Here is a 17879-nt window from a genome sequence, read left to right on the forward strand (position 1 = left end):
CGCGCTGCCGGAGCTCGGTGCGCACGACCCGTCGGTCACCGCGGGCCTGAACGCGCCCGTGGCGCACGCCGACGGGCCGCAGTTCGGCTCCGGGCACTTCCCCGGCCCCCACTTCCCGGGCGGGCACTTCCCCGGTGGTCCGGCCGGCCCCGCGGCCCCGGTCGCGCAACCGCCGGCCTACGCCGGCGCGCCGCGGCGCCACCCCTGGGAGATCCCGCTGCTGGTGATCGTGATCCTGGTGACCCTCTTGATCTACGGCGGTGCGCTGCTGCTCGCGGCCGTCGGCGTGATCAACGAGTACCTGCTGCTGGCGCTGGTGGTCCCGATCGTCCTGTGGCTGGGCCGAGGCATCAACTGGGCATCGCCCCGGGTCACGGGCGTGCAGATGACGCCCACCCAGTTCCCCGAGGGCTACCGGATGGTGCGCGAGGCGGCGGCCCGGTACGGCCTGCGCGAGGTCCCCGACGCCTTCGTGGTGCTCGGCAACGGCCAGATCAACGCCTTCGCCTCGGGCCACGGCTTCCGCCGTTTCGTGGTGGTCTACAGCGACCTGTTCGAGATCGGTGGCGAGGCCCGCGACCCCGACGCGCTGGCCTACATCATCGGCCACGAGGTCGGTCACATCGCCGCCGGCCACGTGTCCTACTGGCGGCAGGTCGGCTCCTTCGCGATGGGGTACCTCCCCGTGATCGGCGCGGCGCTGTCCCGCTCGCAGGAGTACACCGCCGACAACTACGGCTACTTCAACCAGCCCGCCGGCATCCCCGGCGGCATGGGCGTCCTCGGTGCGGGCAAGTACCTCGGCAAGGAGGTCGACTTCGACCAGCTGGCCGACCGCGCATCCACCGACAAGGGCTTCTTCACCTGGCTGGTGAATCTCCTGTCCTCGCACCCCGTCCTCACCTGGCGCGCTGCCGCGCTGCGCAACCGCACCAAGGCCGGATCGCTGTGGTTCGCCCCCAGCGGCCCGACGCGCGGGGTCGGCGGCGGTGCCGTCGTGCCCGCCGGCCCGGTGCCCACCTACACCCGTCAGGAGGTGCTGGCGCCCGCCCCCGGGCAGGCGGCGCCGGCCCCCGTCGGCCCCGGGCACGGGCATCACGTCCCGGCGGGCCCGTACGGTCCCGCGCAGGGGCAGCCGGACCAGCCGACGCAGCACCTGCCGTACCCGGAGGGCGGCTACTTCGCGCAGTGGCAACGCTCGCAGGGCGACGCCGGGGCGCAGGACACGCAGGGCAAGGACGGAGAGACCGGGCAGGCCGGGAACCCGCCCAGCGGTTCCTCCGGCTCCTAGCCTCGACGACGAACCCCGCCGCACCGGTACCGGTGCGGCGGGGTTCGTCGTTCGCTGTCCGGCGCGTGCTCAGTCGAAGGCGGGCTCCTCATGGCGGCTGCGCTGAGTTCGAGGACGGGGCACGTGCTCAGTCGAAGGCGGGCTCCTCATGACGGCTGCGCTTGAGCTCGAAGAAATGCGGGTAGCTCGCGAGGAGGACTGCGCCGTCCCACACGCGGCCGGCGTCGTCCCCGCGGGGAATCCGGGAGAGTACGGGGCCGAAGAAGGCGGTGCCGTTGACGTGGATGGTCGGGGTGCCCACGTCGTCGCCCACCTTGTCCATACCGGCGTGGTGGCTGGCTCGCAGCGCCGCGTCGAAGTCGGTGCTGTTGGCGGCGGCCGCGAGGTCGGATTCGAGGCCGGTGTCGGCGAGCGACTCGGCGATCACGACGGCGAGGTCCTTGTTCTGCTCGTTGTGGATCCGGGTGCCCATCGCCGTGTACAGCTTCGGCAGCACCTCGTCGCCGTGGCGCTGGGCGGCGGCGATGAGCACGCGCACCGGGCCCCACGCCGTCTTCATCAGCTCCTGGTAGATCTCCGGCAGGTCCTCGCGGCCCTCGTTGAGCACGGCGAGGCTCATGACGTGGAACTGCACGTCGATGTCGCGCACCTTCTCGACCTCGAGGATCCAGCGCGAGGTGATCCAACACCACGGGCACAGCGGGTCGAACCAGAATTCGACGTGATCCTTGGCGGTGGACGGGGCGGTTTCGGTCACTTCGGCTCCTGCTCGTGGGACGGTCACGGTCTCGATCCTGCTCCCCCGTGCAACACCGTGCACGCCGATCTGCTTCCCGCGCGGGCACGCGAGTGCCCCGGGTGGCATTGTGGGACGGGTCGAGCCGGCCTCCCGGTTCCGTTGTCCGCCGAGTCACGAAGGAGCGTCCCCTTTGTCCGCGCCCAATCTCACCCGGGTCCAGGCCGCCGAGCGCGCCGCGACCGTCTCCGTCTCCGGCTACGCGATCGACCTCGATCTCACCGACGGGGCGGATGCGCCCGGCGAGAAGACCTTCGGGTCGACCACGACGATCACCTTCACGGCGACGCCGGGCGCGGAGACCTTCATCGACCTCATCGCCAGCGGCATCACGGCCACGCTCAACGGGCGGCCCGTCGACACCTCCGGCTACACGGAGGAGGGCGGGCTCGCCCTGCACGGCCTCGCGGCCGAGAACGAGCTGGTGGTCTCCGGGCGGTTCTTCTACTCCAACACCGGCGAGGGCCTGCACCGGTTCGTCGACCCCACCGACGGGGCCGTGTACCTGTACTCGCAGTTCGAGACCGCCGACGCCAAGCGGATGTTCGCGTGCTTCGACCAGCCCGACCTCAAGGCCGTCTTCGACGTGACGGTCACGGCACCGTCGGCCTGGACCGTGGTGACGGGCGGCGCCGAGGCGGGCCGCGAACCGCTGCCGACCGGCGCGCACCGCTGGACCTTCGTGACGACGGAGCCGATGTCGACCTACCTCGTCGCGCTCATCGCCGGCCCGTACGCCGTGTGGACCGACGCCTACACCGACGAGCACGGCACCATCGACCTGCGCCTGTTCTGCCGCGCGAGCCTCGCCGAACACATGGACGCCGACCGGCTGTTCACCGAGACCAAGCAGGGATTCGGCTTCTACCACAAGAACTTCGGCATTCCCTACGCCTTCGGTAAGTACGACCAGTTGTTCGTGCCGGAGTTCAACGCGGGCGCGATGGAGAACGCGGGCGCGGTCACCTTCCTCGAGGACTACGTGTTCCGGTCGAAGGTCACGCGCTACCTGTACGAGCGGCGCTGCGAGACGGTGCTGCACGAGATGGCGCACATGTGGTTCGGCGACCTGGTGACGATGCGCTGGTGGGACGACCTCTGGCTGAACGAGTCGTTCGCGACCTTCGCGTCCGTGCTCAGCCAGGCGGAGGCCACCGAGTACACCTCGGCGTGGACCACGTTCGCGAACGTCGAGAAGTCGTGGGCGTACCGGCAGGACCAGCTCCCGTCGACGCACCCCGTCGCGGCGGACATCCCGGACCTGCAGGCGGTGGAGGTCAACTTCGACGGCATCACCTACGCCAAGGGCGCGTCCGTGCTCAAGCAGCTCGTCGCGTACGTCGGACTGGAGCCCTTCCTCGCCGGCCTGCGCACCTACTTCGTGGAGCACAAGTTCGGCAACGCCACGTTCGACGACCTGCTCCGGGCACTGGAGGCGTCCTCCGGACGCGACCTGTCGGACTGGGGCGCCCAGTGGCTCAAGACCACCGGCATCAACATCCTGCGGCCGGATTTCGAGGTCGACGAGACCGGCGCCTTCACCCGGTTCACCATCGTCCAGGAGGGCGCCCAGCCCGGCGCGGGCGAGCTGCGCACGCACCGCCTGGCCGTCGGCGTGTACTCCGACGAGAACGGCAAGCTGGTGCGCTCCCAGCGGGTCGAGCTCGACGTCGCCGGCGAGCGCACGGACGTGCCCGAGCTGGTGGGCGTGCACCGCGGCGACCTGGTGCTCATCAACGACGACGACCTCACCTACTGCTCGGTGCGGCTCGACCCGGTGTCGCTGGCAACGGTGACGAACCGGATCGCCGACATCGCCGATTCGCTGCCGCGCACCCTCGGCTGGTCCGCCGCGTGGGAGATGACGCGCCAGGCCGAGATGAAGGCCCGCGACTTCGTCGAGCTGGTGCTCGGCGGCATCGGCGCCGAGACCGAGGTGGGCGTGGTGCAGCGCGTCGTGCTGCAGGCGCAGACGGCCGTCGAGTCGTACGCCGACCCCGCGTGGGCCGCCGCCGAGGGCCGCGCGCGGCTGGCCTCGGGCCTGCTGCGACTCGCCCGCGAGGCCGAGGCCGGCTCGGACTTCCAGCTCGCCTTCGTCAACGCGCTGGCCGCCTCCGCGCTGGGGCGTTCCGAGGTCGAGGTGCTGCAGGCGCTGTACGACGGTGCCGAGCCCGCGTCCGTCGGGCTCGACGGGCTCACCGTCGACACGGATCTGCGCTGGCGCCTCCTGACCGCGCTGGCCCGCGCCGGGGCCGCGGGCACCGAGGAGATCGACGCCGAGGTGCTGCGCGACCCGACCGCCGCCGGTGAACGGTCCGCCGCCGCGGCACTGGCCGCCCGCCCGGACATCCGGGTCAAGGAGGAGGCCTGGGAGAAGGTCTTCGGCGACGACTCGCTGTCGAACACGCTGACCCGCTCCATCGCCGCGGGCATCGTCGCGCCGGGCCAGGCCGAGCTGCTGGCGCCGTTCACGGCGCGCTACTTCGCGTCGATCGACGAGGTGTGGGGGCGCCGCTCCTCCGAGGTCGCGCAGACGGTGGTCGTGGGCCTGTACCCGTCGTGGGACATCTCCGACGAGGCGGTGGCGGCCGCCGACGCCTGGCTCGCGGGCGAGCACCCGTCCGCGCTGCGCCGCCTCGTCCTCGAGGGACGCGCCGGGATCGTCCGCTCGCTCGCGGCGCGCGCCTTCGACCGCGCCTGATGCGACGTCGACGGCCCCGGGATCCTCCGATCCAGGGGCCGTCGACGTGGGGCGCGCTCGCGGCGCCGATCAGCTGATGAACGGGTGTCCGCTGACCGTCTTGCCCGGATCGTCCTGGATCACGTCCCAGTGCTCGACGATCTTGCCGTTCGCGACCCGGAAGATGTCCGCCACGGCCTGTGCCTTGCCGTCGTAGACGGCCTTCGCGTACACCACGACGATGTCGCCGTCCGCGACGATCCGCACGATGGACGTGCTGTACTTCGGGTCCTTGACCACGGGGCCGAGAGCCCGGACGAAGGCGTCACGACCGTCGGCGACCCCGGGATTGTGCTGGATGTAGTGGTCGCCGATGTACCGCTGCGCCGCGCCGGCGATGTCGCGCTGCACGAAGCCCTCGGTGTAGAAGGCCCGCACGACATCCCTCGGGGTCGACGGTGCCGCGCTCACCTGGGCGGCGGCGCCCATCACCAGCGCGCCGACGGTGAGCACCGTGGCGACGGCGTTGCGGATCGTGCGGGTGACGTTCATGCCGTGTCCAATCATTGAAACTTCAATACTTCGATTCGATCACAACACGATGCGGCGCCGCGCACAACGTGATACCCGTCGCCGTACGCTGCACGTATGGACGCGCACCACATCCCCGAGACCGCCGAGGAGCTGATGCGCTCGCGCTTCGCCGCGTTCCGCGACGGCGACGCGGCCTGGCTCCTCGCCTCCTGGCACCCGAGTACCCGCCCCACCGAACTGACGCTGGACGAGGACGTGCGGTGGCGGGGCCTGCAGATCGTCGACACCGTGGCGGGTACGTCCGGCGACGACGCCGGGATCGTGGAGTTCCGCGCGACCTACGTCGCGGACGGCGCGCACGGCGTGCTGCACGAGCGGTCGCGTTTCGTCCGGGAGGGCGGCCGCTGGTTCTACGTCGACGGGGACTTCCCGCAGTAGGGGATGCGTCGAGCGCGGCGCGGAACGCGACGAGCCCACCGGAACGGATCCGGTGGGCTCGTCGGTGGGAGCGTCTACGCCGTCGGCGGCTTCACGGCCGAGGCCATGACGCGCAGCGCGGCGATCAGGCCGTCGATGAGGTCGCCGGCCTGGAACGGCGGGATCGCGGCGGTGACACCGAGCTGGGCGACCTTGTCGCCGAGACGATCGGCGACCGCACTGCCGGTGAGCACGACGATGTCGCGGGTGTTCGGCGACACCGCGATGAGCGCCGCGTACTCGGGCTCGGGAGCCTGGCGCAGCACCGCCTCGGCACCGGCGTGCACGTCGTCGCCCAGGTCGCCGATGTAGACGGAGAAGCGGGCGTTCGCGTCGCGCGTCGCGCGGATCAGCGCCTCATCGAGGCCGATCAGCTCCTCACGCGTGAACGGCGGGTTCGCCGGGCTGTCGGTCGCCTGCCGCGCGGCCGAGATGCGGCCGCTCGACGTGATGGCCGTGCCGATGGGCAGCTCGCCCTGCGGAACGGCGACGGTCTGCGTGTGATCACCACTTGCCACGAGCGGCACCCCCGATCAGGTTCTCGTTGTCATGGTCGCCGTGGTGCGCGCCGTGCGGGCCCACGGGAGCCTCGTCGACCGCGCTGAACAGCATGGGCTCACGGGTCCACGGCTCACCGAGCTTGTACTCGCCCGGCTGCTGGTACTTCTCGTTGCGGCCGGTGGCCATCGAGATGACACACAGGACGACGACGACGATCGTCGCGACGATGGTGATCCCGCCGACGATGTTGAGCAAGCTCACTGTGGGCCCCTTTCCTGTCAGTGCGTACGCCCCGACGGCGCGCTCGGTCGGTCAGAGAACAACTTAGCCTATGCCGCATCGAGGTCGAGATACCGACTCCACATCGGGTCGACCTCCTTGAGCGTGGAGAGCAGCCGCCAGTGCCGCCCCTGCGGCGCCCGCGGCTCGGTGCGCAGCGTCCAGCCGATTTCGGACAGCAGCCGGTCGGCCTTGCGGTGGTTGCAGGAGGCGCAGCACGCGACACAGTTCTCCCACCCGTGGCTCCCCCCGCGGGACCGCGGCAGGACGTGATCGATCGTGTCGGCCTTGCCCCCGCAGTAGCCGCACCGGAACCGGTCGCGGTGCATCAGCGCGGCCCGCGTCATCGGCACCTGCGCCCGGTACGGGACCCGCACGTAGGTGCGCAGCCGGATCACCGACGGCACAGACAGCGAACGGTCCGCTGAATGCACCAGCGGACCGTTCGGATCGTCGTGGACCACATCGGCCCTATCCCTGAGCATGAGGACTATCGCCCTCCGCATCGAGATCGCGGTCAGCGGCTCGTAGGTGGCGTTGAGCAGGAGCACCCTGCGCTTGCCCCACACGGCACCACCGGAACGGGAGTCGCCGGCGAGCGCGGTGGTCGCGGCGCCAGCCGCGGCGTGCGTTCGCTTCATCGACACTCCTCACCGTCTCACCGACCCCGCCCGGGCTGCCCGGGGTCGTCGTCGCCTCTAGTAGTGCACCACGACGAGCGGCGATCCGCACGGTGATTTCCGCGCATTTCCCGAGGCGAATCGGCGGATAGCGGGTGAACGCGAAGTGACCTATCCGGCCACGACCCGGTTCCGGCCCTCCGCCTTCGCCCGGTACAGGCGACGGTCCGCCTCGTGCAGCAGCAGGCCCGGCGCGGTGGTCGCGGCCGTCGCCGAGACGCCGCCGACGCTGACGGACACCGGGAGCCCGTTCGGGGCGAGACCGAGCGCGAGGATGTCGCGCCGGGCGCGTTCGAGGACCGCGGTGAGATCGACGTCGCCCACGAGGAGCAGGGCGAGCTCGTCGCCGCCGTACCGCGCGGCGACCTCGCCGGAGCGGGACGGGATGCGCGCGATCACCGCCGCCAACTCGCGCAGGACGTGATCCCCGACGACGTGACCGTGGGTGTCGTTGTAGGTCTTGAACCCGTCGACGTCGATGAGGGCCAGGTGTACCGCCTCCCCCGTCTCGGCCGCGTCGCGCAGCGCCGTCTCCAGCGCGCGGCCGAAGCCGCGCCGGTTCGCGATCCCCGTGAGCTCGTCGATCTCGGCGAGCCGTTCCAGTTCCTGAGCCGCTTCCCGCAGTGCGCGCCGCTCGATGACCTCGGCCGTGACGTCGGTCTGACTCCCGATGATCCGCACGATCGTCCCGTCGTCGGCGCGCTCGATGACGCGGCCCCGGCCGCGCACCCACAGGTAGTCGCCCGACCTGGTCCGGATCCGGTGCTCGCAGTGGTACTCCGCCGTCTCACCGCGCATGTGCCGGTTCATGGCGCGCAGCGCGGACTCGAGATCGTCGGGGTGCACGCGGCGCTCCCATTCGAGGGTGGTGTCCCCGATCTCGTCGTCCGCGTAGCCGAGCATGCTCTTCCAGCGCGGCGAGTAGTAGACCTCCCGGGAGGCGATGTCCCAGTCCCAGATGCCCTCCCCGACGGTGTCGAGCGCGAACTGCCAGCGCGCCTCGGCGCGCAGCAGGCGGGCTTCCATCTGCCGGGTCGCCGTCACGTCGCGCGAGATCCCGACGAGGCCGATCACCCGGCCGGACTCGTCGCGGTACGGCGCCTTGAGTGAGCGGACCGTCCGCGAGCGACCGTCGACGAACGCGGTCTCGTCGACCTCCTGCGCGATGCCCGTCGCCATGACCTCGCGGTCGGTGTCCATGATCCGGGCGGCCGCGCCGGCGTCGAGGAAGTCGTCGTCGGTGCTCCCGAGCACCTCCCCGATCGGGAGTTCGGTCGCCTGCAGCACCCGCACCGCCGCGCGGTTGAGGAACACGAAGCGCCCCTGGCGGTCCTTGACGTAGACGGAGTCGGGCGTCGCGTCCGCGATGGCCTGGAAGGTGCGGAAGGTGGCGTTGTCGGCCGCGGCGGCCGGGTCGGCGTTCGCCGCGGCCGTCGCGGCGGCCTGCAGCGCGCGCAACCGGGCGACCTCCTCCGCGGTGCTGCGGGTGTCGGTGATGTCGCGGGACACGCCGATCAGCCCGACGACGTCGCCGCTCTCGTCGCGGTACGGGGACTTCCGGGACAGGAACGTGCGGGCGAGCCCGTCGACGGTCGTCGACTCCTCGAGTTCCTGCGCCACCCCGCTGCGCATGATCTGCCGGTCCGTCTCCCGCAGTTGGGCCGCGGCCGCGGCGTCGAACAGCTGTCGGTCGTCGTGGCCGACGAAGTCGTCCACGCGCAGGTCGTAGAGGCGGGCGACGGCGTCGTTGACGAACAGGTAGCGGCCCGCGAGGTCCTTCACGTAGATCAGGTCGGTCGCGGCCTCCGCGATGGCCCGGAACATCGGCAGGGTGCGGCGCGCCTCCTCGAGCTCGGCCGTCAGGGACGCGACGCGCTCGCGCAGGAGCGCGGCGTCGGCACCGTCGTCCCCGCTCGAATCCCTGCTCACCGACCCGACACTAATGCGCCGCCGGGCGTACCACGAACCACGGACGGGACGCGTGGGGCTCCGTGCAAGACTGGAGGACGTGAGCACGCCGGACCAGCAGAGCTTCTACGACGCCGTCGGCGGCGCGGACACGTTCGCGGAACTGATCCACCGCTTCTACCAGGAGGTCGCGCGCGACGAGCTGCTGCGCCCCCTGTACCCGGAGGAGGACCTCGGCCCGGCGGAGGTGCGGCTGAGGATGTTCTTCGAGCAGTACTGGGGCGGGCCGCGCACCTATTCCGAACAGCGCGGACACCCGCGGCTGCGGATGCGGCACGTGCCGTTCCGCATCACCGAGATCGAGCGCGACGCGTGGCTGCGGTGCATGGATGTGGCGATCGCCTCGATCGACGACGCGCGGATGAGCCCCGATCGCAAACAGCAGCTCAGGGCCTACTGTGAGATGGCCGCACAGATGCTCGTGAACACCCCCATGGGCGCTTGACAGGAGTGAGATGACGCCACCCGCCCACACGCCCCACTACGCCGAGGCCCCGTGGTGGAAGGACGCGATCTTCTACCAGATCTACCCCCGGTCGTTCTCGGATTCGAACGGCGACGGGGTCGGTGATCTGCGTGGTGTGATCGACCGCCTGGGGTACCTCGAGCTGCTCGGGGTCGACGCGTTGTGGCTCTCGCCGGTGATGCGCTCCCCCATGGCCGACCACGGCTACGACGTGTCCGACCCGCGCGACATCGACCCGCTGTTCGGCAGCGTGGCGGACATGGACGAGCTGATCGCCGCCGCCCACGCCCATCGCATGCGCGTGACCATGGACCTGGTGCCGAATCACACCTCCGACCAGCATCCGTGGTTCCGGGCGGCGCTCGCCGCGGGTCCGGGCAGTCCCGAACGCGACCGGTACGTCTTCCGCGACGGCCGCGGGCCGAACGGCGACGAGCCGCCCAACAACTGGCCCAGCATCTTCGGGGGGCCGGCGTGGCACCGCGTCACCGAGGCCGACGGCCGCCCGGGTCAGTGGTACCTGCACATCTTCGCGCCCGAGCAGCCCGACCTGAACTGGCTGAACGAGGAGGTCTTCCAGGATCTCGCGGCCACCCTGCGGTTCTGGCTGGCCCGGGGCGTGGACGGTTTCCGCATCGACGTGGCGCACGGCATGGCCAAGCCGGCCGGACTGCCCGACATGGACCTGGTGAACAACCAGATCATGGACAACGACGAGAACGACCTGCGCTTCAACGATCCGGGCGTGCACGCGATCCACCGGCGCATCCGCCAGGTGATGGACGAGTTCCCCGGCCGGGTGACCGTCGGCGAGATCTGGGTGAAGGACAACGACCGGTTCGCCGAGTACATCCGGCCCGATGAGCTGCATCTCGGCTTCAACTTCCGGCTCGCGGAGGCCGAGTGGGACGCGCGCGAGATCCGCGAGGCGATCGACAACTCCCTGATCGCGGTCGAGTCGGTCAACGGCACCCCGACGTGGACGCTCTCCAACCACGACGTGCCGCGCGAGGTGACCCGCTACGGCGGCGGCGCGCTGGGCACCGCCCGCGCGCGGGCCATGATCCTGGTCGAGCTCGCGCTGCCCGGCACCGTCTTCCTCTACAACGGATCCGAGCTGGGCCTGCCGAACGTGGAGCTGCCCGACGAGGCGCTCCAGGACCCGATGTGGAAGCGGTCCGGGCACACCGAGCGCGGCCGCGACGGTTGCCGGGTGCCGCTGCCGTGGCAGGGCACCGAGCCCCCGTACGGCTTCTCCACGACCTCCGACACCTGGCTGCCCATGCCCGACGACTGGGCGAGCCTCACGGCGGAGGCCGAGCTCGAGGACCTCGACTCCACGCTGACGCTCTATCGCACCGCGATCGAGCTGCGGCGGATGCGCCCGGAGTTCCGGGGCGACGCCATCGAGTGGTACGGCTCCCCCCGCGCGGGCGTCCTCGCCTTCCGGCGCACCGTCGGCCGCCTGATCTGCGTGCTCAACGCCTCGGACCGCCCCGTCGAACTGCCGGGCGACGAGGTGATCCTCACGAGCGCCCCGCTGGTCGACGGTCTGCTCCCGCCGAACGCCGCCTGCTGGCTGACCTGAGCGCGGGCGGCCCGTCGTCCGGGCGGGGCCTCAGGCTCCGATGCGCTCGCGGGAGGTGCGGCCGCGCTTGGCCAGCGGCTGGGCGCCGACGGCCGCGGCCAGCCCGACGGGCGCCGACAGGTCGGCGTAGATCGATTCGTGCGAGCCCGCCGGGACCCGGTAGGTCTCGTGCCAGATCCCGACGGTGGAGCGCCCCTGCGCGTGAGCCATCCGATAGAACCGCAGCCAGGCCGGACGGTGCGCGAAGTCGGTGGAGTGTGAGTACCGCTCGAGTTCCTCGAAGCTGCGCCAGTACTGCACCAGGAGCGGCCCGCCGGGCGCGATCGCCCGGAACCCGCCGAGGTAGCCGAGCGCGCCGCCGCGCGCTCGGTCCCGCTCGATCTCGGACTGCATGCGCCGCAGCGAGCGGCCGACGAACGCGGCCTGTCCCAGCCGCCAGGTGCGGCGTGGGCGCATGCCCAGCAGGAACACCACCAGGTCACCCTCGTGGGTATCGGTCTGCAGATCGTGGTTCATGAGGTCTCCCTGCCGGGCCACAGTTGGATAGTGCCACTACCCATATTGGAGAGTGAAGCTATCCCATGTCAAGATCGAAGGATGAAATTGTCGGAACTCTCCTCGGAGACCGGGGTGAGCACCGCCTCGCTCAAGTACTACCTGCGGGAGTCTTTGCTCGCCCCGGGAGAACCGGTCACCAGGACGCAGTCGGAGTACGGCCCGGCGCACGTCGAACGCGTCCGCCTCATCCGCGCGCTCGTCGACGCCGGCGGCCTCTCCCTCGCCCAGGTCCGGCGCGTCATCGACGCGCTCGACAGCCCGACGGTGCCGCGCCACGAGCTCCTCGGGGTCGCGCAGGAGGCGCTGATGGACGCCGAACGGTTCGACGCGGACGACGAATGGACCGCGCGGGCGAGGGAGTTCGTCGCGCGCCGGGGCTGGCGGATCCAGGACGGCGACGTGCTCCTCCCCCAGCTCGGCGCGCAGCTCAAGGCCCTCGCCGACACCTGCGACGTGGGCGGCCGGGAAACGCTCGACCGATGGGCGGACGCCGCCGAACTCGTCGCCGCGTCCGATCTGGACACCCTCACCGATGACGACGCCCAGGCGCTGCGGACCGCGATCGTCGGCACCGTGCTCTCGGACCAGGTGCTGCAGACCCTGCGCCGCCTCGCGCAGCAGAATCGGACCGCGCAGCTCTACCAGGCGGCGCGGGGGCAGCCGGACGGGGGCGGCGCCCACCCCTCAGACCAATAGGCCCGGGCCCGCCTCGCGCCGCTGGTAGAGCGATCCGAAGCGCGCGTCCACGCGCACCCACGTCGCCGACGCCGAGACCCGGACCGGCTCGTCGGCGCCATCGGCGGCGAATCCCATGGCCTCCAACGCGAACGCCGTCCGCAGGCTGATCGGGACGGTGGCCCCGTCGGAGCTCACACGCACCACCTCGGAATCGAGGAGCGACGCGGGCGGGCCGGCCGGGCCGCCCGCCTCGCGGCCCACCTCGACGCCCCGCGCCGCGACCGCGCGCAGCGCCTGCGCGGGCACGTCGTCGACGTGGACGAAGCCCGTCGTGGGCGGCAGGGCGCCGCGCCACGCGGAGTCCAGGGCGAAACCCACGTCCACGTAGCCGCCGTCGTCCGACGGTGCCAGGCGCAGCGAGTCGAGCACGGTCGCGGCGCTGCACACCAGCGATTCCGGCGCGACGGACCCGGTCAGCACCCGCACGGCCAGTACCCCGAAGCCCGTGCGCCCCCACACCTCCGCGTGCTCGTCGTCGCGCCGGCGGACCCGGATCACGGCGGAGTCGTCGGTGCGCAACAGGCGGGTGACGAAGGCCGCCAGGTTCGAGCGCGGTCCCGCGCCGGCCACCGTCAGGTGTCGATCACTCACCGCGCGAACGACTTCAGGTAGTCGCGCTGCTCCCCCGACAGGCGGCGGACGCGCTGTTCGGCCACGTCGAAGGCGGCGAGTCGCACCTGCGCCACGACCGCGGGTGCCGCATCGAGGCCGGCCCCCGCGGGCCGGACCTCGTGGTGCACCACGAAGTCGGCCGCCCGCACGGCGGAGGTCCACAGCGTGACCGCCAACGGCGAATCCTGGTGGCGCAACTGCCCGCGGTACTCGACCTCGAGCTTGGCCAGCAGCAGGCCGTCGAGCAGGTCGCGGGTGGGCGCGTCCGGCGCGAACAACAGCGGGATCCGCGCCTCCTCCAGCAGCGTCACCATCCGGGCGTTGTTGATGTGCTGGTAGACGTCCATGTCGGACCAGCGCACGTCCACGGGCACCGTCAGGCTCGCGCTGCCGTCGTCGGCGACGGCGCGCACGCCCGTGACGCCCGCCGCGGTGAAGCTGTATTCGGTCACGGCTCCACGCTAGCGGACCGCCCGGTGCTACCCCACGTGCCGCAGCAGCGACCGCAGCGCGCGGGTCGCCACGGAGAGCCGCGACTCGTCGTTCGCGATCGGGCTGTTGCCGTCCGCGGGGTCGAGGATCTCGCCGAGCAGCGCACCGACGCGCTCGAGCCGCCGCGCGTTGTGCGAGGCCCAGTCGCCGATCTTCTGCTTGGCCGGCTCGGCCGGATCGGTGAAGTTGAGCACCTCGACGGTGAGCCCGCGCAGCGCACCGTACAGGTCGTCGCGCAGCGCGAGCCGCGCCATCTCGCTCCACCGGTCGCCGCGCGGGAGGCCCGCGACGGCGCCCAGCATCTCGTCGATCCGCAGGTGCTGCATGATCGCGAAGTACAGCTGCCCGACCTCGTCGTCCTCGCGCTCGGTGATGTCCGCGATGTCCACCACGTCGAGCAGACTGAACCGGTAGAGCGCGCGGCTCACCGAGTACGCCAGGTCCTCGGGCACGCCCGCCGCGACGGCGTCCGCAGCGGCCGCCGTGGCCTGGGCGTCGTAGCGGATCTCCCACTCGCCCATCGCCGCGGTCATCGCGGCGATGCGGTCAGCGTAGCGGTTGACCTCGGCGCCGATCGCGATGGGCTGGGGCCGGTTGGTCAGCATCCACCGGGCGCCCCGGTCGAGGACGCGGCGGCTCTCCGACAGCAGCGCCGCGGTTTCGCGCGCCGAGACGGGCAGCTGCTTGAGCGCCTCCCAGGTGGCGGGCAGGCCGAAGACCCGGCTCACCGCGACGAAGGCGCGCACCGCGTCGGCGGCACCGGCGCCCGTCTCCTCGGCGAGGCGGTACACGAAGCTGACGCCCGCGTTGTCGACCATCTCGTTCACCGTCTGCGTCGCCACGATCTCGCGGCGCAGGGGGTGGGCGAAGACGGCGTCGCCCGCGCGCTCGCGCAGCCGGTCCGGGAAGTACTCGGGCAGCTTCGCGACCAGTACGTCGTTGTCGGGCAGGTCTCCGGACAGCACGTCGTCCTTCACCGCGAGCTTGACGTGGGCCATGAGGTTCGCCAGCTCGGGCGAACTGAGGCCGAGGCCCGCGGCCTGCAGTTTGTCGGTCTCCTTACGGGTGGGCAGCGCTTCCAGGCGCAGGTCGACCCCGCGGTTGCGGGACAGGTCCGCCAGGATCCGCGCGTGCACGTCGACCATCTTCGGCGCGAGCGAACGCTCGACCGACAGTGCGGTGTTCTGCGAGACGTTGTCGGCGAGCACGAGGCGCGAGACGTCGTCGGTCATGGAGACCAGGAGGTCGTGCCGCTCGCCCGCGGGGATCGCGCCGGCAGCGATCTGCCGGTCCAGCAGGATCTTGATGTTGACCTCGTGGTCGGAGCAGTCGACGCCCGCGGAGTTGTCCATGGCGTCGGTGTTGATCCGGCCACCGGCGCGGTCGAACTCGATGCGGCCGAGGGGGGTCACGCCCAGGTTGCCGCCCTCGCCGATCACCTTGGCGCGCACCTCCTGGCCGTCCACGCGGATCGCGTCGTTCGCGCGGTCGCCGACGTCGAGGTTCGTCTCGGTGGAGGCCTTGACGTAGGTGCCGATGCCGCCGTTCCACAGGAGGTCGACGGGGGCCAGCAGCACGGCGCGCATGAGCTCCGGCGGCGTCAGCTCGGTGACGTCGTCGGCGAGGCCGAGCGCCGCCCGGACCTGCGGGCTGATCGGCACCGACTTCTGGTCGCGGCTGAACACGCCGCCGCCCTCACTGATCTTCGTGGTGTCGTAGTCCTTCCACGACGACCTCGGCAGGTCGAACAGGCGCTGCCGCTCCGCGAAACCGGTGGCCGCGTCGGGGTTCGGGTCGAGGAAGATGTCGCGGTGGTCGAACGCCGCGACCAGCCGGATGTGCTCGGAGAGCAGCATGCCGTTGCCGAAGACATCGCCGCTCATGTCGCCCACGCCGACCGCGGTGAAGTCCTCGGACTGGGTGTCGACGCCCATCTCCTGGAAATGCTTCTTCACCGATTCCCACGCGCCGCGGGCGGTGATGCCCATGCCCTTGTGGTCGTAGCCCTCCGAGCCGCCGGAGGCGAAGGCGTCGCCCAGCCAGAAGCCGTAGCCGGCGGCCACGTCGTTGGCGATGTCGGAGAACGAGGCGGTGCCCTTGTCCGCGGCGACCACCAGATAGGTGTCGTCGGCGTCCCGGCGCACCACCCGCTCGGGCGGCAGCACGTCGCCGTCGGGGCCGAGGTTGTCGGTCACGTCGAGCAGGCCCGAGATGAACATGCGGTAGCAGGCCACCCCCTCGGCGCGCTGCGCATCGCGGTCGGCGGCGGCGTCGCCGGTGAGCTCCGGCGGCTGCTTGACGACGAAGCCGCCCTTCGCGCCGACCGGCACGATCACGGCGTTCTTGACCGCCTGCGCCTTGACCAGGCCCAGGATCTCCGTGCGGAAGTCCTCGCGGCGGTCCGACCAGCGCAGGCCGCCTCGCGCGACCATGCCGAAGCGCAGGTGCACGCCCTCCACACGGGGCGAGTACACGAAGATCTCGAACCGCGGCCGGGGCTTGGGGGCCTCGGGAATGCGGCCCGGTTCCAGCTTGATGGAGATGACCGGCTTGTCGGCGTAGAAGTTGGTGCGCACCGTCGCCTGCACGACGTGCAGGTACGCCCGCAGGATCCGGTCCGCGTCGAGACTGGTCACCGCGGCGAAGGCGGCCTTGAGGTCGGCCTCGGCGGCGGCGGCCGCGTCGGAGTCGGCCGCGACCGGGTCGAAGGTCGCGGTCCACAGGCGCACCAGGGCGAGCACGGCGTCGCGGTGCTCGAGCAGGACCTGCGCCATGTGGCCCGGGCTGTACGGGAAGCCGCACTGGCGCAGGTACTGGCCGATGGCGCGCAGCAGCGCCACCCGCCGCCAGTCCAGGCCGAAGGCGAAGATCAGCTCGTTGAACCGGTCGACCTCGGCCTCGCCGCGCCACACGGCGGCCGCGCCCTCGCTGGCCAGGCCGCGCAGCCGGGCGAGGTGGGCCGGGAGATCCGCCTCCGCGACGCCCTCGGCCGCGGTGGTCCGCAGCACCGGCGAGACGCGCAGCCCGAAGTCGTAGACCGAGCACAGCGCACCGTCGGGGCGGCGGACCGTGTAGGGCCGCTCGTCGAGGACGTCCACGCCGAGGGACTGCAGCACCGGCAGCACCTGCGAGAGGGTGACCTGCCCGCCGGTCATGTACATGGTGAAGCCGAGGTTGGCGCCGCGACCCTCCGGCGGGTCGTAGAAGACCAGGTCGCTCCCCTGCGCCGGCAGGGCGGCGATCCGCCGGATGTCGAGCAGCGCGACCTCGGGGGTCTGGTCCTCCTTGTAGTTGGGCGAGATGCCCGGGAGGTACGCGGAGACGGTCGCCGCGTCGGCGCCCGCGGCCGCGGCGGCCGAGAGCACGTCCTCGTCCCAGGTCCGGCTCACGTCGCCCAGCCGCGCGCGGATCCGGGCCTCGTCGGCCGCCTGGAAGACGGGCACGGTGTCGTCGCCGCGCGGCAGGAGCACGAACTGGATCCGGGCGATCGCCGACTCGGTGACGCGGGCGGTGAACCGGTCGACGTGCATGCCGGTCTCGTCCTCGAGGACGTCGATGAGCACGCCGCGCGCCCGCGAGGTGTACCGGTCGCGGGGCAGGTAGACGAGGGCGCGGGCGAACCGGGCCAGCTTGTCGGTGCGCAGGAAGAGGGCGAGGTCGTCGTCGCCCAGGTCGCGGAGGGCGCCGAAGACGCGCGCGAGCTCGTCCTCGTCGGCGACGACGAGCCGCAGGCGCGGGTAGGTCTGGATGTACTCCATGAGCCGCTGGTTGGCGGGGTCCGTCCGATCCGCGCCGATGCGCGCGAGGACCCGCTCGATCTTCGCGCCGACCATGGGGATGCCGAAGACGTTGTGGTGCAGGCCGAGCACCGTGAGCGCCATCGCGAACAGCTCCACCGTCCCGCCGTCGGCGGGGGTCGCGGCCAGCAGGAAGGGCGAGCCCGCCGCGTCGCCGAGCGGCTGCGCGAGCTCCACCACGGAGACCGCTCCGGGCTCGGGTGCGGGCATCGCGTCGATGACGGCCTGCAGGTTCGCGTCGGGATCGGCCAGGACGCCCGTCCCGGCCCCGTCGACCCGCGTGCCGAGGATACGGGCGTTGTCCTCCGACAGCCAGGTGACGAAGTCCGACGGTGACCTTCCGGGCGGCTGCGCCGATACGACGGACGCGACGCGAGTGAAGACGGACGGATCGATCGCGGACTGCGCCACGGGCGTGCTCC

The 17879-nt window shown here is 71.7% G+C and carries 15 protein-coding genes and 1 pseudogene; 6 read left to right on the forward strand and 10 right to left on the reverse strand.

Annotated features, from left to right (window positions below):
* Positions 1 to 211 precede the first annotated feature (211 nt).
* Positions 212 to 1117: pseudogene (locus ELY19_RS23960) on the forward strand (M48 family metallopeptidase); the annotation flags it as partial.
* A 301-nt stretch (positions 1118 to 1418) separates the two neighbouring features.
* Here ELY19_RS23960 and ELY19_RS23120 read toward each other — a convergent pair.
* Complete coding sequence (locus ELY19_RS23120) at positions 1419 to 2048, reverse strand: mycothiol-dependent nitroreductase Rv2466c family protein (RefSeq protein WP_227967068.1); 630 nt, start codon at positions 2046 to 2048, stop codon at positions 1419 to 1421.
* A 172-nt stretch (positions 2049 to 2220) separates the two neighbouring features.
* Between ELY19_RS23120 and pepN the strand changes: the two genes are divergently transcribed.
* A complete protein-coding gene (gene pepN, locus ELY19_RS23125) occupies positions 2221 to 4788 on the forward strand; it encodes an aminopeptidase N (protein WP_126198586.1) in 2568 nt (855 codons plus the stop codon).
* Between the two features lie 69 nt (positions 4789 to 4857).
* On the opposite strand, the gene ELY19_RS23130 is transcribed toward pepN, so the two are convergent.
* Complete coding sequence (locus ELY19_RS23130; protein ID WP_164711686.1) at positions 4858 to 5319, reverse strand: nuclear transport factor 2 family protein; 462 nt, start codon at positions 5317 to 5319, stop codon at positions 4858 to 4860.
* 96 nt (positions 5320 to 5415) lie between these two features.
* On the opposite strand from ELY19_RS23130, the gene ELY19_RS23135 reads away from it, so the two are divergent.
* Positions 5416 to 5739 carry a YchJ family protein gene (locus tag ELY19_RS23135; protein ID WP_227967069.1) on the forward strand — a complete coding sequence of 108 codons (324 nt, stop codon included), beginning with the start codon at positions 5416 to 5418 and terminating at the stop codon, positions 5737 to 5739.
* A 74-nt stretch (positions 5740 to 5813) separates the two neighbouring features.
* Here the strand turns inward: ELY19_RS23135 and ELY19_RS23140 are convergent, their stop codons facing one another.
* The 4 genes from ELY19_RS23140 to ELY19_RS23155 all read right to left on the reverse strand — a co-directional run bounded on the left by ELY19_RS23140 (position 5814) and on the right by ELY19_RS23155 (position 9167).
* Positions 5814 to 6296 (reverse strand): DUF5130 domain-containing protein, encoded by a 483-nt coding sequence (locus tag ELY19_RS23140; RefSeq protein WP_126198588.1) that lies wholly within the window; start codon positions 6294 to 6296, stop codon positions 5814 to 5816.
* Positions 6283 to 6540 (reverse strand): aa3-type cytochrome oxidase subunit CtaJ, encoded by a 258-nt coding sequence (ctaJ, locus tag ELY19_RS23145; protein ID WP_126198589.1) that lies wholly within the window; start codon positions 6538 to 6540, stop codon positions 6283 to 6285. The genes ELY19_RS23140 and ctaJ overlap by 14 nt, the downstream gene beginning before the upstream one ends.
* Positions 6541 to 6608: 68 nt before the next feature.
* Positions 6609 to 7199 (reverse strand): HNH endonuclease, encoded by a 591-nt coding sequence (locus tag ELY19_RS23150; RefSeq protein WP_126198590.1) that lies wholly within the window; start codon positions 7197 to 7199, stop codon positions 6609 to 6611.
* A 150-nt stretch (positions 7200 to 7349) separates the two neighbouring features.
* Positions 7350 to 9167, reverse strand: coding sequence for a PAS domain-containing protein (locus ELY19_RS23155; protein ID WP_126198591.1), 1818 nt, complete (start codon positions 9165 to 9167; stop codon positions 7350 to 7352).
* 70 nt (positions 9168 to 9237) lie between these two features.
* Here ELY19_RS23155 and ELY19_RS23160 point away from each other — a divergent pair, with 70 nt between their 5' ends.
* On the forward strand, positions 9238 to 9651 hold the full coding sequence (locus tag ELY19_RS23160; RefSeq protein ID WP_374101472.1) for a globin: 414 nt from the start codon (positions 9238 to 9240) through the stop codon (positions 9649 to 9651).
* Between the two features lie 10 nt (positions 9652 to 9661).
* On the forward strand, positions 9662 to 11260 hold the full coding sequence (locus ELY19_RS23165; protein ID WP_126198593.1) for a glycoside hydrolase family 13 protein: 1599 nt from the start codon (positions 9662 to 9664) through the stop codon (positions 11258 to 11260).
* A 30-nt stretch (positions 11261 to 11290) separates the two neighbouring features.
* Here ELY19_RS23165 and ELY19_RS23170 read toward each other — a convergent pair whose 3' ends face one another.
* The gene (locus tag ELY19_RS23170) at positions 11291 to 11797 is read right to left on the reverse strand and encodes a DUF4188 domain-containing protein (protein ID WP_197715956.1); all 507 of its coding nucleotides are present in this window, start codon (positions 11795 to 11797) and stop codon (positions 11291 to 11293) included.
* A 60-nt stretch (positions 11798 to 11857) separates the two neighbouring features.
* Between ELY19_RS23170 and ELY19_RS23175 the strand changes: the two genes are divergently transcribed.
* Positions 11858 to 12514, forward strand: a complete 657-nt coding sequence (locus ELY19_RS23175; RefSeq protein ID WP_126198594.1) for a MerR family transcriptional regulator — start codon at positions 11858 to 11860, stop codon at positions 12512 to 12514.
* Here ELY19_RS23175 and ELY19_RS23180 read toward each other — a convergent pair.
* The 3 genes from ELY19_RS23180 to ELY19_RS23190 all read right to left on the reverse strand — a co-directional run bounded on the left by ELY19_RS23180 (position 12503) and on the right by ELY19_RS23190 (position 17868).
* A complete protein-coding gene (locus ELY19_RS23180) occupies positions 12503 to 13147 on the reverse strand; it encodes a DUF8185 domain-containing protein (RefSeq protein ID WP_126198595.1) in 645 nt (214 codons plus the stop codon). The two genes, ELY19_RS23175 and ELY19_RS23180, sit on opposite strands and share 12 nt — an antisense overlap.
* Positions 13144 to 13515 carry an acyl-CoA thioesterase gene (locus ELY19_RS23185; RefSeq protein ID WP_232015653.1) on the reverse strand — a complete coding sequence of 124 codons (372 nt, stop codon included), beginning with the start codon at positions 13513 to 13515 and terminating at the stop codon, positions 13144 to 13146. Before ELY19_RS23185 ends, ELY19_RS23180 begins: the two co-directional genes overlap by 4 nt.
* 132 nt (positions 13516 to 13647) lie before the next feature.
* Entirely contained in the window at positions 13648 to 17868 is a 4221-nt protein-coding gene (locus ELY19_RS23190) for an NAD-glutamate dehydrogenase (protein ID WP_126198597.1), read from the reverse strand.
* Positions 17869 to 17879: the final 11 nt, after the last annotated feature.

It is taken from the genome of Tsukamurella paurometabola (assembly GCF_900631615.1).
Classification (GTDB): domain Bacteria; phylum Actinomycetota; class Actinomycetes; order Mycobacteriales; family Mycobacteriaceae; genus Tsukamurella; species Tsukamurella paurometabola_A.

Excerpts from the sequence above, each read along its gene's own strand:
- ELY19_RS23130 (WP_164711686.1), bottom strand. The coding sequence starts at position 5,319 with ATGAACGTCACCCGCACGATCCGCAACGCCGTCGCCACGGTGCTCACC.
- ELY19_RS23135 (WP_227967069.1), top strand. The coding sequence starts at position 5,416 with ATGGACGCGCACCACATCCCCGAGACCGCCGAGGAGCTGATGCGCTCG.
- ELY19_RS23150 (WP_126198590.1), bottom strand. The coding sequence starts at position 7,199 with ATGAAGCGAACGCACGCCGCGGCTGGCGCCGCGACCACCGCGCTCGCC.
- ELY19_RS23165 (WP_126198593.1), top strand. The coding sequence starts at position 9,662 with ATGACGCCACCCGCCCACACGCCCCACTACGCCGAGGCCCCGTGGTGG.
- ELY19_RS23175 (WP_126198594.1), top strand. The coding sequence starts at position 11,858 with ATGAAATTGTCGGAACTCTCCTCGGAGACCGGGGTGAGCACCGCCTCG.
- ELY19_RS23185 (WP_232015653.1), bottom strand. The coding sequence starts at position 13,515 with ATGGACGTCTACCAGCACATCAACAACGCCCGGATGGTGACGCTGCTG.